The following is a 15,552-nucleotide window of genomic DNA, read 5'->3' as shown; positions in this document are numbered from 1 at the left end:
CCAACGTCCCCAGGTCCCCCGGCACCGCGAGCGCCCGGCCCCCGAGCCGCTCCACGTCCGCCACCAGCGCCTGGAGGCGGCCCGCGTCACGCGCCACGAGCAGAAGCCGCGTGTCCCTGGACGAGGCCAGCGCCAATGCCAGTGCATGGCCAATCCCACGGGAGGCACCAGTCAGGATGAGGTCCGTCATGGCCCCAGCCTGCCAGGATGGCCTCAGGGGTTGAAACTCCGCGCGCCGCGGGTGGCTCGGTGTGTGATTGCCCTGGCGATGGGGGCTCCTGGCCTGCCCCCAGGAAGGCGGACGTGGGGGCGGGCGGGTGTCCTCCCGCCCACTCCTACATGGGACTGGCGCCCCTCCCGGTGGGCGCCAATCTCCCTTTGAAATTCAGGGCGCCTTCCCGTAGTTTCCCCCGCGACTTCGAGGAGCGTTGCGAGGCCTTCCCGGCCCCAGGCTCGAAGCCGAATGACCCAACGGCGCTCACCTGAACGCGTTTCTTGCGAGGGTGAGGCGGCCTTTCTTTCCAGGGCACGGCCTCTTCCTTGCCAGCAGGCGCGCCACCCTGGATCCGGAGCCACACCATGACCGCGGTTACCCAGAAGCAGAATCAGGACTACTCCATCGCCGACCTCAAGCTCGCCAGCTGGGGCCGCAAGGAGATCCGCATCGCCGAGAGCGAGATGCCCGCGCTCATGGCGATCCGCGAGGAGTACGCGAAGCAGCAGCCGCTCAAGGGCGCTCGCGTCACGGGCTCGCTGCACATGACCATCCAGACGGCCGTGCTGGTGGAGACGCTCCAGGCGCTGGGCGCGCAGGTGCGCTGGGCCTCGTGCAACATCTTCTCCACGCAGGACCACGCCGCCGCCGCGCTGGTGGATGCCGGCACCCCGGTGTTCGCCCACAAGGGCGAGTCCCTCAAGGAGTACTGGGACTTCACCCACCGCATCTTCGAGTTCGGCCCCGCCGGCAGCGACCACGAGGGTCCGAACATGATCCTCGACGACGGCGGTGACGCCACGCTGCTCATGCACCTGGGCAAGCGCGCGGAGAAGGACCCGTCCGTCATCGCCAACCCCCAGAGCGAGGAGGAGCGCGAGCTGTACGCCTCCATCAAGGCCAAGCTCGCCGAGGACGCCACCTGGTACTCGCGCAAGAGCGCCAAGATCCTGGGCGTCACGGAGGAGACGACCACGGGCGTGCACCGCCTGCAGGAGATGTCCCAGAAGGGCACGCTCCTGTTCCGCGCCATCAACGTCAACGACAGCGTGACGAAGAGCAAGTTCGACAACCTCTACGGCTGCCGTGAGTCCCTGGTGGACGGCATCAAGCGCGCCACGGACGTGATGGTGGCCGGGAAGATCGCCGTCGTCGCGGGCTACGGCGACGTGGGCAAGGGCTCCGCGCAGGCCCTGCGCGCGCTGTCCGCCCAGGTGTGGGTGACCGAAATCGACCCCATCTGCGCGCTCCAGGCCGCGATGGAGGGCTACCGCGTCGTGACCATGGACTACGCCGCGGACAAGGCGGACATCTTCGTCACCGCCACGGGCAACAAGTCCGTCATCACCCATGAGCACATGGCCAAGATGAAGGACCAGGCCATCGTCTGCAACATCGGCCACTTCGACAATGAGATCGAGGTCGCCTCCCTGGAGAAGTACAAGTGGGAGGAGATCAAGCCCCAGGTCGACCACATCATCTTCCCGGACAACAAGCGCATCATCCTGCTGGCCAAGGGCCGTCTGGTGAACCTGGGCTGCGGCACGGGCCACCCCAGCTACGTGATGTCCAGCTCCTTCGCGAACCAGACCATCGCGCAGATCGAGCTGTACTCGCACAGCGACAAGTACCAGGTGGGCAAGGTGTACGTGCTGCCCAAGCACCTGGATGAGAAGGTCGCCCGGCTCCAGCTGAAGAAGCTCAACGCCCAGCTCACGGAGCTCACCCCCGAGCAGGCGAACTACATCGGCGTGGAGAAGAGCGGCCCCTACAAGCAGGACACCTACCGCTACTAAGCGGCGCGTCCTGACCTGACACCTCCGGGGCACCGTGGGCCTTCAAGAGCCCGCGGTGCCCTTCGTGTTTTCAGAACAGCCGGTTGAGGCCGTTGAGCGCCGCCACGCGGTACGCCTCCGCCATGGTGGGGTAGTTGAAGGTCGTGTTGATGAAGTAGTCGATGCCGTTGCCCGGCCAGTCCTGCGCCATGATGGCCTGGCCGATGTGGATGATTTCGGAGGCGTTGTCCCCGAAGCAGTGGATGCCGAGAATCTCTCGCGTCTCCCGGTGGAACAGCAGCTTCAGCATGCCCACGGTGCGGCCGGTGATTTGCGCGCGCGCCAGGCTCTTGAAGAAGGAGTGGCCCACCTCGTAGGGGACGCCTGCCTGGGTGAGCTCGCGCTCGGTGCGGCCCAGGCTGCTGATTTCGGGGCTGGTGTAGATGCCGGTGGGGATGTCCTTCACCAGCTTGTGCTCCATCCGCCCCTCCACGATGTGCGTGGCGGCGAAGCGGCCCTGATCATAGGAGGCGCTCGCCAGGGACGGGGCGCCCACCACGTCTCCCACCGCGTAGATGTGGGGCACGGACGTCTGGTAGCCGTCGTTCACCTGGATGCACCCGCGCGAGTCCACCGCGATGCCCAGCGCCTCCAGCCCCAGGTCCTGGCTGTTGCCGGAGCGGCCGTTGGCCCAGAGGAAGACGTCCGCCTTCAGCCGCTTGCCGCTCTTCAGGTGGAGCACCACGCTGTCGTCGTGCGGCTCCACGGAGACCATCTCCTCCTGGTGGCGGATGAGCACGCCCTGTTCGCGCAGGTGGTAGGAGAGGGCGTCCGAGATTTCGTCGTCCAGGAAGGACAGGAGCCGGTCGCGCGTGTTCACCAGGTCCACCTTCACGCCGAGCATCCGGAACATGGAGGCGTACTCGCAGCCGATGACGCCCGCGCCGTAGATGATCATCGACAGCGGGGACTCGCGCAGCTTGAGGATGGTGTCCGAGTCGAAGATGCGCGGGTGGCGGAAGTCCACGCCCGCGGGCCGGTAGGGCCGGGAGCCCGTGGCGATGACGAAGGCGTCCGCGTGGAGCAGCTCCACGGAGCCGCGGGGCTCCGTGACCTCCACGGTGTGCGCGTCCCGGAACCTCGCGCGGCCCGTCACCAGCTCCACGCGGTTGCGCTCATAGAAGGTGGTGCGCAACTGCACCTGCTTGGACACGACGGTGGTCGCCACGCGCATCATGTCCTTGAGCGTGGTGTGGCGGGCCAGCTCCGCCCGCATCTCCGGGTGGTCCTGCTGCACGTCCAACAGCCGCTGGATGGCGTGGCGCAGGGCCTTGGAGGGGATGGTGGCGGTGTGGGTGCAGGCGCCGCCCACCAGGGCTCCCTGCTCCACGGTGCACACCTTGCGGCCGGACTTCACCGCCTTCATCGAGGCCCCTTCACCGCCGGGACCGGAGCCGAGGACCACCACGTCGAACCGCCGAGCGCTCATGGGTCCGGAGTGTTCCCCCAACCCCGGCCCCGAGGGAAGAAATCACCTGGGGGCCGGGCACTGCTTCACACATCAGGGTTCCTGGGACGACTTCAGTAGGACGCCTTCAGCGTCACGCCGGAGTAGTCCGTGTAGCCCTTGAGCATCACGTGGTAGGCGCCCGCGACGGGGGCGTTGATGAGGCACGACTCCGTGTTGCCACCGGTCAGGGGGCGGCAGTCGTAGACGGAGTCCTCGGGCTTCGAACCCTGGCGCACGTACAGGTCCGCGTCTCCCGTGCCGAACATCGTCTGCACGAGCAGCGAGCTCTTCCCGGCCGGCACGCTGATGGTCCAGTAGCGGTACGAACCCTGCGCGCCCGACAGGCCCGTCACCGGAACGTTGTTCGTCAGCGTGCCGGTGCCCGGGTCCCCCGTACCGCCGGTGGTGTAGTACCCGCGCAGGGCCGCGCCGGTGAGCGTCATGTAGGTGTCCGCGTTGTACACGCGGACGTGCCAGGTGCCCGCCGCGGGATTGGTGACGGAGCACGTCTGGTTGTTGCCGCTGCCCGTGGTGCCCTTGCAGTCATAGGACGCCAGCGTGGGTGAGCTGCCTCGCTTCGCGTAGAGGTGGGCCACTCCACCGGAGCCGAGGTAGGTGTTGAACGCGAGGCTCGTGACCCCCGACGGAACCTCGAGCGTGTAGTCGCAGGAGAAGGTCCCGGGAGCCGCGCTCAGGCCGTAGGTGGGCGAGTTGTTGGTGATGGGGCTGGTGCTGGTGCAGCCCGGCTGACCGGTGGTCAGGGTGTACGTGCCCGTGATGGTCGCGCCGGAGAACGTGCTGTAGCCATACATCCGGGCGTAGTAGATGCCGGACGACGTCACCGAGAGGGTGCATCTCTCCGAACTGGAGCTGCCGGCCGACTTGCAGTCATTCGTCGCCTCCGAGGGAGTGCCTCCCCGGCGCACGTACAGGTCGCCGTCGCCAGTGCCTCCGCTGGTGGTGAATTCCACGCGGGTGGCCCCGGTGGGCACAGAGAGCTTGTAGATGCAGGACCAGGCGCCAGCCTCCTGGCCCACGCCGGACGCCGGCACACCGTTGGTCAGCGTGCTGGTGCTGGTGCAGTCCACGGCCTCCGCCTGGAGCCGCCGCTCCGGCGGAGGCCCCTTCTCCTTCACCGGGGCCTGTTCAGCGGCCTCGGTAGGGTTCTCCAGCTCCGCTTCCGCGCCCTGCTCCAGCTCCGCGCCACAGCCCGTCAGGGCACACGTCAGCCACACGGCGGCCAAAGACTTCAATCCAAGATGTCTCAAGATGTTCCTCGGTTTGTGAGAACGCTTGTCGCCAAGGGGGGCGGCGAAAGCCTGTCGTCCGACCGGCCTCGGACAGTACGCAAGCTATCAAGCGTGTCTGACATTCCGCGTGAGGACGGCCCGCACGGAGCGCGCGGGCCGGAAGCTGGAGCCAGGCGGGCTCCTCAGGGCGAGAGGAAGAGGCTCTCGCCGCGGGCCAGGCGCTCGCGGGCCGCTCCCGCGTCCAGCTTGATGATGTCCTTCGGGTCCTCATCCGCCTGCTCCTCCGCGGAGAGGGAATCCCATTCCTCCAGGTCGAGGACCTCTGGAACGACAAGCGTGCGCAGGTCGGGAGGATTCTGCGACTTGATGACCTTGCGGCCGTTCATCACGTAATACGTGAGATGCTTTACGTGCAGCTGGGACGCGTCTCCAAAGAGGGTGAGCCACGCGCCGGAGCCGGAGTCGACGACCTCCGCCTCCACCACTCCCGCCGCGTACGTCACGCTGTCCATCGAGGTCGCGACGAGCGTCTCCTTCACGCGCAGCGTGCCGGTGCAGACGAAGGTGAAGCCCACGCCGACGAAGAGGTTGCGGCACGTGACGTCGCCGAACACGACGAGGACGCCCTCGTCATGCCCGGCGGCTTCCACCAGCACGTTGCCTTCGACGTCCAGGCTCCCCATCACCAGCGTGTAGGCATTGGGCGGCCGCCAGGGCGCGGCGCCCGTCTCCTTCACCTCCGTGGGCTGGGCCCAGGGCTCCTCCACGTCCAGGGTGAGCAGGCTCTCGACGAACTTGCGCAGCGCTTCGGGCGCGGACTGGAGCTGGGGTGGTGCGGCGGGCCTGGGCGGCATGGGCGGTCTTCCTTCCGGTGAGGGGGGCCAGGCCTCCTCCTGCCCGGGGGCGGAAGCCGGGGCAACCGCATTCGTCACTCGATGGTGGCGAGCGCCTCCACGCCGTGCTCCTGGCACCAGCGGCGGTACGTCTCCAGCCGCTCCGCGGGGCTCACGCTCCTGAGGATCTGTCCGTCGTCGCCCAGGTATTCGATGCCGCCCTTCACGGTGATGTGCAGGACCAGGGGTTCGTCGCCCACGACCTGCCAGCTGTCGACGTTGCCGGGCGGCTCATAGACATACGTGCCCGGGCCAATCACCTCGCCGGTGTCGAGCAACTGGCGGCGCCCGGAGATGTTGAAGGCGTGCGACTCGCCGACGTGGCGGTGCCGGGGGATGAGGGTGCCGGGCTCCAGCCGGAAGAGGTACATCCAGCCGCTGCCGTCGCGGAAGAAGCGCAGAGGCTTGAACGCGAGCCCGGGCCGGCCCATGGGGATCCACGGCATGCGTTCGGAGTCGACGGGGTGGGAGGCGTAGGTGGAATCGGTCATGCCGGCAGGATGGTCCTCCGCTGGCCCGGTGGCAGGGCCAGGATTGCCGAATTCCATTGGGCCAATCCATGGGAGGATGCGGCATGGACTTCCATGTGGAGCTCCGGGGACGCCGGGACCTGGCCGGGCAGATCTACCGGGGGCTGCGCGCGGCCATCCTGGACGGACGTCTGCGACGCGGGGAGCGGTTGCCGCCCACCCGCGAGCTGGCCCTGCGCCTGGACGTGGCGCGCAACACCGTGGGCGTGGCGTATGAATGGCTCACCGCCGAAGGCCTCATCACGGGGCGCACGCGAGCGGGGAGCTTCGTCCAGGGGGAGGCATCCCGGCCGCGTGGCAGGGCAGGGCGGGAGGCGCAGGTGCCGCTGCGCGCCCGGGCCTTCTGGCGCTCACTGCCGGACCTGCCCGCGCCGCTCGCCCCCGCCGCGTATGACTTCGGGGTGGGCAGCCCGGATGTCTCGGGCTTCCCCTTCGAGTCCTGGCGCCGGCTGGTGGCGCGCCAGCTGCGGTCCGCCACGGTGTCCGGGGGCTACGTGGACGCGGCGGGACACCGGGGGCTGCGGGAGGCGGTGGCTCGGCACGTAGGCGTCTCGCGGGGCGTGCGCGCGGAGGTGGACGACGTCTTCATCACCAATGGCGCGCAGCAGGCGTTGGACCTCGTGGGCCGGGTGCTCATCGAGCCGGGGGACTGCGTCGCCATGGAGGAGCCGGGCTATCCGCCCGCGCGGCAGGTGTTCCAGTCGCTGGGGGCGCGCGTCGTGCCCGTTCCGGTGGACGCGGAGGGGCTGGACGTGGCGGCGCTGCCGGACACCGCGCGGCTCGTCTACGTCACGCCGTCGCACCAATTCCCGCTGGGCATGCCCATGTCGCCCGCGCGCCGGGTGGCGCTGCTGGAGTGGGCGAAGCGGCGGGACGCGGTGGTGATTGAAGACGACTACGACAGCGAGTTCCGCTTTGGCGGCCGGCCCCTGGAGACGTTGCATGGGATGGACCGCTCCGGGCGGGTGCTCTACGTGGGCTCGTTCTCGAAGGTGATGGTCCCCATGCTGCGGATGGGGTTCCTCGTCGCGCCGCCGTCGCTCCAGCGGGAGCTGCGGTGGGCCCGGCGCGTGATGGACTGGCACAGCCCGGTGCCGGAGCAGGCCGCGCTCGCGCGGTTCATCGACAGCGGGCTGCTGGCGCGGCACATCCGCAAGATGCGGCGGGACTACGAGGCGCGGCACGCGCGCGTGGCGGAGGGGCTTTCGCGCCACTGCGGCGACTGGCTCCAGGTGGTGCCCTCCGTGGCGGGCCTGCACCTGTGCGCGACGTTCCGGCGAGGGGGCGTGGCGTTGGAGCGGGAGACGGTGGCCCGGGCCCGGGCGTCGGGCGTCGGGCTCATCACCCTGTCGCGTTACTTCATGGGACCGCGCGCCCGGCCAGGGCTGGTGTTGGGCTATGGCGGCATTCCCGCCGCGCGCATTCCGGAGGGGCTCCGGCGGCTGGGCGCCAGTCTTGTATCGGGGGTGGGATTGACGAGGGATTGAAGGCAGGTCCTAATCCCTCTCTTCATGCTCAGTGCCGTCGAGGGGGAAGTGGAGTCGCATGCCGTGTGTCCGCAGCATCCCGAAAGGGAGGCGGTGCGCACCTGCGCGCGGTGTGGAAGATATGTTTGCTCGGGGTGCGAACAGGAGAACGGCCAGTGCCGCGAGTGCATGCGGCTCTCCGCCCTGGAGGTGCCCGACTCCCGTGGCCGAGCTCGGCGAGCGGTGACCGCGCTCCAGTTCGCCGCGGCGACGGACCTGCTGAGCCTGGGCCTCCACTCCCTCCTGTTCCTGGGGGTGTTCACCGAAGAGGTGCGGGGCCTGCCCGCCACGGGCGTGATCTTCCTGAACGTCGGGGGAGGCCTCCTGGCCCAGGTCTTCCTCCTGATGTGGTTCCACCGGGTCGTCCGTCAGCTCAAGGCCCTGGGGCAGGACATCGGGGATTCCCCCGCGATGGCGGTCTGGTGGTGGCTGATTCCCCTGGCCAACTGGGTGAAGCCCTACCACCTCATGAAGGAGGTCGCGACGCGGCTGGGCGGGGCGCACTTCGCCGCGGCGCTTCCCCTCTCCGTGTGGTGGGGGGCCAACGTCCTGTCGCGGATCATGAATCAGGTGGACCAGCGGATCATCGGGAAGCTGGAGACGGCGGACGGGGGCATGGCGACCACTGGCGCCCTGGTGGGCCTGATCGCCGCGGGCTCCGCCCTGGCCATGGCCCTCTTCAGCGTCCAGATCATCCGGGCGCTCCAGGAGCAGCTCGACCAGCGGCGCGACGGGCTGGAGTTCGGGGACGGCCCTGTGCCGGAGGCCAGGGCCGAAGCGGCGTGAGGCGGGTTACCGGGACAGCCGGGTCGCGTGGCTCGCGGCGAGCTTCCACTGGCCCTCGCGGTAGACCCAGGTGCCGGTGAACTGGAAGTCGCCTTCGAACCGCGTCTTGCCGGAGTGCCCCTTGAGGGTGGTGATGCCGGTGACGACCGCGGCGTCGGCCTTGAGCAGCTCGCGCTCGTCCTGCGCGGGGTCTGGAGTTTCATCCGCGGCGCCGTGCGTGAGGTGGAAGGTGACAGGCTACCGCGCTCAGACAGGGGCCGCGACGCGGACCAGCTGCTTGCCCAGGTTGCGGCCCTCGAACAAGCCGCGCAGGGCGGACGGCGCCTGCTCCAGTCCCTCGGCGATGGTCTCCGTCAGGACGAGCTCTCCCCGGGCCGCCCAGGTGGACAGCTCCCGGAAGGCCTCGGGGAAGCGGGGGACGTGGTCCAGGAAGATGAAGCCCTCCATGCGCGCCCGCTGGAAGGCCAGCTGCATGTAGTTGCGAGGCGTGGCGCCGTAGTCCCGGGCCTTGTAGCCGGACGAGACGGCGCCGCAGAGCACCACGCGGGCGCGCACCGCCAGGTGGTCCAGCGCCGCCTCCAGGACGGGCCCGCCCACGTTGTCGAAGAAGACATCCACACCCTTGGGGGCCAGCGCCTGGAGGCGTGTCCGGACGTCCTCGGACTTGTAGTCGATGCAGGCGTCGAATCGGGCGACGCGGGTGACCTGGTCGGCCTTGTGCGCTCCGCCCGCGATGCCGATGACACGACAGCCCCGGAGCCGCGCCACCTGCCCGGCGATGGAGCCCACGCTGCCCGCCGCGCTGGAGACCAGGACGGTTTCACCTGGGGCCGCGCGGCCCACGTCCGTCATGCCAATCCACGCGGTCAGCCCGCTGGCGCCGTAGAGGTTCAGCATGGCCTTGGGGTCGATGCCGTCCGGCACCTTGTTGAATCCGAAGAGGCCCGCGTCACCGGCCAGCGCGTACTCCTGCCAGCCCGTCATGCCCGTCACCCAGTCGCCCACGGCCAGCCGCTCGGAGCGGGACGCGATGACCTGTCCGACACCTGCGCCGCGCATGACCTCGCCGAGCTCGACGGGCCGGATGTAGGTCGCGTGGGGATTGAGCCACGTGCGCTGGGTGGGTTCGATGGCGAGCCAGACGACGCGCACCAGCGCTTCTCCGGGACCCGGAGTGGGGATGGACGTCCGGCGCCATTCGAAGCAGGCATCGGAGACTTCATCGTGGGGACGCGACTTCAGCACCCACTGATGGTTCACGGAGCCTCCTTGGTGAAGGCGGGGGCCGCGAGCCTCCGGGCGCAGTCGCGGATGTCGTCCGGCCAGCTCCGGGTCCACTTGTTGAAGCGGGTACGGTCGCCCGCGTAGAGCGCGCGAGCGGCCTCTTCGTAGCCCGGCGCGTTGCCGGCCATCGTGGTCATGAAGCGGTCCGCGGCGGCCTGGGCGCGGCGGACACGGTCGGCGTCACCGCTGTTCGCGCGAGCGGCCTCCACCAGCTTGCGCAGGGCCACGGACGCGCCGCCGGGCTGCTCGGACAACCACTCCCAGTGGCGGGGCAGCAGCGTCACCTCTCGGGCCACCACGCCGAGCTTCGGGCGGCCAGGGCCTCGGGGCTCGGAGGACTCGGCGGCCGGGTCCGGCGCGGGTTGGAGGCGGGCGAGCACCTCCTCCAGCGTGCCGCGCAGGTGGAAGTCCACCGTCTGGCCCGTGGCGTCGTCGAACAACAGCAGCGGTTCATGCTCGTCCGCGTCGAGTGCTCCCTTGGCGGCGGTGACGACCTCGGCCGGTGAGCCGGAGACAAACAGGCGCTGGCCGAAGAAGGCGGTCCAGGTGACGGAAGGTGAAGGCATGTCGGGGATATTACCCGGGTAGAAATGGGCGTCAATTCTACCCGGGTAATATGTGCGCGTTGACCGGGATGGCTGGCCGTGGGAGCAGGTTGGTCAGGAGGCGAGGCATGAAGGACGCGAACCGGATTCCCGTCATCGTGGGCGTGGGGCAGATCAACGACCGGACGGAGGATCCGCTGCGGGGATTGGATTCGCTGGGCTTGATGGAGGCCGCGCTGCGAGCGGCGGACGCGGATGCAGGCGGTGGGTGGCTCTCCCGGCTGGATTCGCTGGCGGTGGTGGATCAGCTCTCGTTCCAGCAGATGGGGCCGTTGCCGCTCGCGCTGGCGGAGCGGCTGGGCGCCCGGCCGCGCCTTCATGAGCAGACGGCGGAAGCAAACGGGGACAGCCCGGTGCGGCTGCTCCACGAGGCCGCCAACCGCATCGCCTCCGGGGCGGTGGACGTCGCGGCGGTCGTGGGTGGTGAGGCGCTGCGCACGGCGGCCCGGCGCGCGGCGCTGGCCGCGGGGGATGCGCCCTCCGCGCACAACGCCGCGACCCGCATTGGCGTCCAGGCGCACGCGGCCTACCGGAAGCGTTACGGCCTCAACTCACCGGTCGACGTCTATCCCCTCTATGAGAACGCGGGCCGTGCCGCGTATGGGCAGACATTGGCGGAGGCGCAGCGGGAGAGTGGGGAACTCTGGTCGCGGTTCTCGCAGGTCGCGGCGGGAAATCCGGGAGCGTGGCTCCGTGAGCCTTTGTCCGTGGAAGAGATTGTCACGCCCTCGCCGTCCAACCGGCCCATCGCGTTTCCGTATTGGAAGCGAATGGTGGCGAACAGCGCCGTCAACCAGGGCGCGGGATTCCTTGTCACCAGCCTGGCGAACGCGCTCGCGCGCGGAGTGCCGGAGGATCGCCTCGTGTACGTGGGCCGGGGCGCGGCGGCGCATGAGCCGGAGGACTTCCTCGCGCGCGATGGCTATGCAAGCTCGCCGAGCATGGCGGTGTCGCTGAGCCGCGCGCTGGAGTTGAATGGGTTGACCGTCGACATGCTCGACTTCGTGGAGCTCTACAGTTGCTTCCCATGCGTGCCGAAGATGGCGCGCCGGGTGTTGGGCTGGCCGCTGGAGAAGTCCGCCACCGAGTTCGGCGGCCTCACGTTCGGCGGTGGCCCCATTGCCAACTACATGAGCCACGCGGTGGTCAGCATGGTGCAGCGGCTGCGCGAGCAGGGGCGCCATGGCCTGCTCTTCGGCAACGGCGGCTTCGCGACGTACAACCACAGCCTCGTGCTCACGCGAGAACCCCCGCCCGCCGGAACACTGCCCCAGGCCTTTGAGCATCAGGCGGAAGCGGACGCCGCGCGCGGTCCCGTCCCTCCGTTCGTGGAGGACTTCACGGGCCCTGGCCGTATCGAGACGTACACGGTGCTGTACGAACGCGACGGCAGCCCCCGGTTCGGCGTCATCGTCGCGCGAGGGGCATCCGGTGAGCGCTTCCTCGCGAAGGTCCCGGCGCAGGACACCGCGGGCATCGGCTTCCTGTGCGACGGGAAGGAGGAACCTGTCGGCACGGAAGGGCACGCCGTCGCCGGACCCGGAGGGGACGTCCTCTGGCGCCGGGTCTAGCTTTCATTTATTGAAATACAGTTTTTCTGAGGCGGCCCGTTCAGCTCCACCGCGACAATGGAGCCTGCCCACCCGTGGAGCGCGCCATCCATCTCGTGATGGCGCGACAGGAAGATGCGGGCCGGACTGAGGCCCCTGTGAGTGGCCGTTCACCGCGGCGCCGCGCACCACCTTCCGGGCGTCGGCGAAGCGGGTGTATGCGCACTGGCACTACTACCCGGTGTCGTTCGACAACGCCAACCCGACGTCCAATGACTACTACGAGCGCGCCTACATCGCGGTGAATGGCGAGAGCGGAAGCGACGTGAACAACGGCGCGGTGTGGACGCGGGCGAAGACGATTGTCGACGCGGCCTCGCAGGCCGGCGGCTTCGACATCATCCCCATGGCCTGTTCAATACCTGGAACGACCAGCACGAACACCACGACATCCGGCCTGTATTACAACCACCGCATCCACAATTCGTCTCTCGTGCCCACGACCCAGACGTCCGCGAACCTCGCATCTGCTCGCGCTGTGTTGGCCCCGTCAGCTCCAGCGTCCGCGGGGTTGATTTCAACGTCTGCCCATTCTCCTGAAGGAAGGCATCCGAGGCTCCGCGGAGACTTGAAACAGGGGATTCTCAAGTGACCTCGGATGGGGCGAGAGGGACCCTTGACGCAAGCGGGCGCAGACTTTGTCTGCATCGATTTTGCCCGTCACTGACTCTCCTATTACAGCTGTCTCAGGGAACGCCTTCCATTGCGCCCCACGACGAGTCCCTGGGATTCGTCAAATCCCATCTGGAGATCATTGATGCCGCAAATACCGAGGAGGGTCTCCCTCCGTCCGCTGAATCTGTTTGTCGCTGCATTGGCGCTCGCCCTGGCCGTGGCCTGCGGCGCGGAGACGAGCGAGGGCAAAGGCGTGGGCGAGGCAAGCCTTGGAGTCTCCGCCCAGGCTCTGACGGAGAATGACATCAGCCGTGTCACCGTGACGGTGAGCGGCTCCGGAATCACGCCGGACATCTCCCGCAACCTGTTCAAGACGGCCGGACAGTGGAGCGGAACCCTGGGAGGGATTCCCGTGGGCTCCGGCCGCACCTTCCTGGCCCGGGCCTATGACGGCTCCAACACCCTGCTGTACGAGGGGCAGGTCACCGGGGTCACCATCTCCCAGGACTCGACGGCGGCGGTCTTCATCCTGTTGCAGCAGAAGACGGCTCCCACGCCCTTCAGCAACAGCGCCCCGCGCATCAGCTCGCTGGTGGCGTCCTCCACCCAGCTGGAGCCGGGCCAGTCCACCACGCTCTCGGTGACGGCGACGGACGCGGACAACGACACGCTGAGCTACGCCTGGACGGCCACGGCGGGCACCCTGGCCAACGCCACGAAGGCAGGGGCCACCTGGACCGCGCCCACGACCGAGGGGCCCTTCACCCTCGACGTCAGCGTCACGGATGGCAAGGGCGGCCAGGCCGGCTTCTCCCTGGTCATCAACGTGTTGGCCGCAAAGGGCAAGGCCACGGTGACGACGTCCTTCAACACCTGGCCCGTGGTGAGCGAGGTGTCCGTCACCCAGGGGCAGTTGCTGCCCGGTGGCAGCACGGAGCTCGGCGTGACGGTGGTGGACCCGGATGGCGACCTGCTGACGTTCAGCTGGAGCGACGACTGCGGCGGCAGCTTCAACAACGCCACCGTCAAGAAGCCCACCTGGAAGGCTCCGGCCACCCGGCCGTCCAGTGGCACCTGCACCGTGTCTGTCGCGCCCAATGACGGCCGCGGCGGAAGCACCCAGGGCTCCCTCGGCATCACCATCGGCCTGCCGGACGTCCCCGACGCCGCCCCCGTCATTGACCAGACCTTCCAGTCCGCCAGCACCGTCGAGCCGGGCGGGGTGGTGAACGTGCTCGTGGTGGCGCACGACCCGGAGGGCACCGCCCTGTCCTTCACCTGGAGCGCCAGCGGCGGCACGCTGGGCACCCCGGCCACCTCCGCGTTCCAGAGCGAAGTGCTGTGGACCGCGCCCGCCAGCGGCGGCCCCTTCACCCTCACCGCGGTCGTCATGGACGCGGCCGGAGTGCAGGCGACGCAGAGCTTCACCGTCAGCCTTCCCTAGCCCGCGTTTCCAGTGAACCTCTTGCTCCTTTTGGGAACCCCTTGAATCGACCACACCCATTCCAATCCCTGGCGCTCCTCCCGCTGCTCCTCATGACGCTCGCGGCCTGCGCTCCCGCTCCCGCTCCTTCCCAGGAGGGCTCGGCCGACATCGCCGTCTCGGCCCAGGCCCTCTCGACCTCGGACGTGGCCAGGGTCACCCTCACGGTGAGCGCCGCGGACCTCTCCGCTGACATTGTCGCCAACCTGCAGAATACCGGCGGCCAGTGGAGGGCCGTCCTCGGTGCGATCCCGGCCGGCGCCAACCGCACCTTCCGCGCCCAGGCCTTCGATTCCTCCGACACCCAGGTCTATGAAGGCCAGGCCACCGGCGTCACCATCACCTCGAGCGCCACGGCCGCCGTGGTCATCGTCCTACAGCAGACGACGGCGCCGACGCCCTTCGTCAACAGCGCGCCCAGGATTACCGGCCTCACGGCCTCCACCAGCCGCGTGGACGTGAACGAGTCCGTCACGCTCGCCGTCACCGACACGGACGCGGATGGCGACGCGCGCAGCTACGCCTGGACGGCGAGCGGTGGCACCTTCGTCGACGCGACCACCGCCAGCCCGACGTGGACCGCACCGGCCACGGAGGGAACCTATTCGCTGAACGTGAGCGTGACGGATGGGAAGGGCGGCCAGGCGGGCATCTCCTTGAAGGTCGCCGTGGTGCGTGCCAGGGGCTCGGCGGATGTCGCCGTCGCGTTCAACACCTGGCCCGTGGCGACCCTGGTGACGGGTACTCCGTCCGGCCAGGTGGCTCCTGGGGGTGTCGTGAGCCTGGATGTGGCGGCGGTGGATGCCGACAACGATGTGCTCAGCTACAGCTGGGCGGATGATTGCGGCGGCAGCTTCAGCGCGGACACGCAGCAGCGTCCAACGTGGACGGCGCCGGCCACGGCCCCCGCGAGCGCGGTGTGCAAGGTGACGGTGAGCTTGAACGATGGACGCGGTGGGAGCACGACGGGCCAGTTGGGCATCAACGTGGGGCTGCCCCAGATTCCCACCCGGCCCCCCGTCATCGATGAGCTCTTCCAATCCACCGACACCGTGGCCGTGAACGGAACGGTGAAGCTGGTCGTGAGCGCCTACGACCCCGAGGGTGCGGCGCTGACCTTCACGTGGAGCGCCAGCGGCGGCACGCTGGGAACTCCTGTCACCAGCGCCTCTCGGAGCGAGGTCAACTGGACGGCCCCGTCGCTGGGAGTTTCTTCACTCATCACCCTGGTGATCCAGGATGCGAGCGGACAGAAGACGACCCAGACCTTCTCAATCAACCTGACTGGCGGGACGGTGACGTGCGTCAAGGTCGTCACCTCATACCTGAAGAAGGCGAACCCGTATGGCTACCCCGTCACCGTGAACTACAGCATGGTGGGCGGTGCTGGCGGTGGCATGGGCTATAATTTCAGGGGCTCGAACGGAGCCACCGCCAGCACCGCCCACCATGCTGTAGTTCACGGTGACGG

At 68.8% G+C, this 15,552-nt stretch carries 14 protein-coding genes and 1 riboswitch; of the genes, 7 read left to right on the top strand and 7 right to left on the bottom strand.

Features of this window, described 5'->3' with window-relative positions; all coding sequences use genetic code 11:
* Nucleotides 1-190: SDR family NAD(P)-dependent oxidoreductase (locus D7V80_RS34755; RefSeq protein WP_120592181.1), on the bottom strand; the 190-nt coding region annotated here is incomplete at its 3' end.
* A 224-nt stretch (nt 191-414) separates the two neighbouring features.
* Nucleotides 415-487: riboswitch (S-adenosyl-L-homocysteine riboswitch) on the top strand.
* 92 nt (nt 488-579) lie between these two features.
* Between D7V80_RS34755 and ahcY the strand changes: the two genes are divergently transcribed.
* Entirely contained in the window at nt 580-2,010 is a 1,431-nt protein-coding gene (gene ahcY / locus D7V80_RS34750; RefSeq protein ID WP_120592180.1) for an adenosylhomocysteinase, read from the top strand.
* 70 nt (nt 2,011-2,080) lie between these two features.
* On the opposite strand, the gene sthA is transcribed toward ahcY, so the two are convergent.
* The 4 genes from sthA to D7V80_RS34730 all read right to left on the bottom strand — a co-directional run bounded on the left by sthA (nt 2,081) and on the right by D7V80_RS34730 (nt 6,133).
* The gene (gene sthA / locus D7V80_RS34745; RefSeq protein ID WP_120592179.1) at nt 2,081-3,478 is read right to left on the bottom strand and encodes a Si-specific NAD(P)(+) transhydrogenase; all 1,398 of its coding nucleotides are present in this window, start codon (nt 3,476-3,478) and stop codon (nt 2,081-2,083) included.
* A 92-nt stretch (nt 3,479-3,570) separates the two neighbouring features.
* Nucleotides 3,571-4,752, bottom strand: coding sequence for a PPC domain-containing protein (locus D7V80_RS34740; protein WP_147447310.1), 1,182 nt, complete (start codon nt 4,750-4,752; stop codon nt 3,571-3,573).
* A gap of 179 nt (nt 4,753-4,931) precedes the next feature.
* Nucleotides 4,932-5,603 carry a hypothetical protein gene (locus tag D7V80_RS34735; protein WP_120592177.1) on the bottom strand — a complete coding sequence of 224 codons (672 nt, stop codon included), beginning with the start codon at nt 5,601-5,603 and terminating at the stop codon, nt 4,932-4,934.
* 74 nt (nt 5,604-5,677) lie between these two features.
* Nucleotides 5,678-6,133, bottom strand: coding sequence for a cupin domain-containing protein (locus D7V80_RS34730; protein ID WP_120592176.1), 456 nt, complete (start codon nt 6,131-6,133; stop codon nt 5,678-5,680).
* 83 nt (nt 6,134-6,216) lie between these two features.
* Between D7V80_RS34730 and D7V80_RS34725 the strand changes: the two genes are divergently transcribed.
* Together D7V80_RS34725 and D7V80_RS34720 are read left to right on the top strand one after the other, a co-directional pair.
* Complete coding sequence (locus D7V80_RS34725) at nt 6,217-7,659, top strand: PLP-dependent aminotransferase family protein (protein WP_120592175.1); 1,443 nt, start codon at nt 6,217-6,219, stop codon at nt 7,657-7,659.
* 168 nt (nt 7,660-7,827) lie between these two features.
* A complete protein-coding gene (locus tag D7V80_RS34720) occupies nt 7,828-8,484 on the top strand; it encodes a DUF4328 domain-containing protein (protein ID WP_158616746.1) in 657 nt (218 codons plus the stop codon).
* A 246-nt stretch (nt 8,485-8,730) separates the two neighbouring features.
* On the opposite strand, the gene D7V80_RS34710 is transcribed toward D7V80_RS34720, so the two are convergent.
* Nucleotides 8,731-9,744 (bottom strand): NADP-dependent oxidoreductase, encoded by a 1,014-nt coding sequence (locus D7V80_RS34710; RefSeq protein WP_120592173.1) that lies wholly within the window; start codon nt 9,742-9,744, stop codon nt 8,731-8,733.
* The gene (locus D7V80_RS34705; RefSeq protein WP_120592172.1) at nt 9,741-10,334 is read right to left on the bottom strand and encodes a DUF2239 family protein; all 594 of its coding nucleotides are present in this window, start codon (nt 10,332-10,334) and stop codon (nt 9,741-9,743) included. The genes D7V80_RS34710 and D7V80_RS34705 overlap by 4 nt, the downstream gene beginning before the upstream one ends.
* Before the next feature lie 107 nt (nt 10,335-10,441).
* Here D7V80_RS34705 and D7V80_RS34700 point away from each other — a divergent pair, with 107 nt between their 5' ends.
* From D7V80_RS34700 to D7V80_RS34690, 4 genes are all read left to right on the top strand, one after another.
* Complete coding sequence (locus D7V80_RS34700; protein ID WP_120592171.1) at nt 10,442-11,944, top strand: acetyl-CoA acetyltransferase; 1,503 nt, start codon at nt 10,442-10,444, stop codon at nt 11,942-11,944.
* A gap of 193 nt (nt 11,945-12,137) precedes the next feature.
* Nucleotides 12,138-12,575, top strand: coding sequence for a hypothetical protein (locus D7V80_RS41550; protein WP_147447309.1), 438 nt, complete (start codon nt 12,138-12,140; stop codon nt 12,573-12,575).
* Nucleotides 12,576-12,797: 222 nt separating this feature from the next.
* Nucleotides 12,798-14,042: an Ig-like domain-containing protein gene (locus D7V80_RS34695; protein WP_120592170.1), complete on the top strand. Its 1,245-nt coding sequence runs from the start codon at nt 12,798-12,800 to the stop codon at nt 14,040-14,042.
* A gap of 41 nt (nt 14,043-14,083) precedes the next feature.
* Nucleotides 14,084-15,552: PKD domain-containing protein (locus D7V80_RS34690; RefSeq protein ID WP_233585936.1), on the top strand; the 1,469-nt coding region annotated here is incomplete at its 3' end.

This window comes from Corallococcus sp. CA054B, from assembly GCF_003611625.1.
Taxonomy (GTDB): Bacteria; Myxococcota; Myxococcia; order Myxococcales; family Myxococcaceae; genus Corallococcus; species Corallococcus coralloides.
This window is presented reverse-complemented; position numbering and strand designations above follow the sequence as displayed.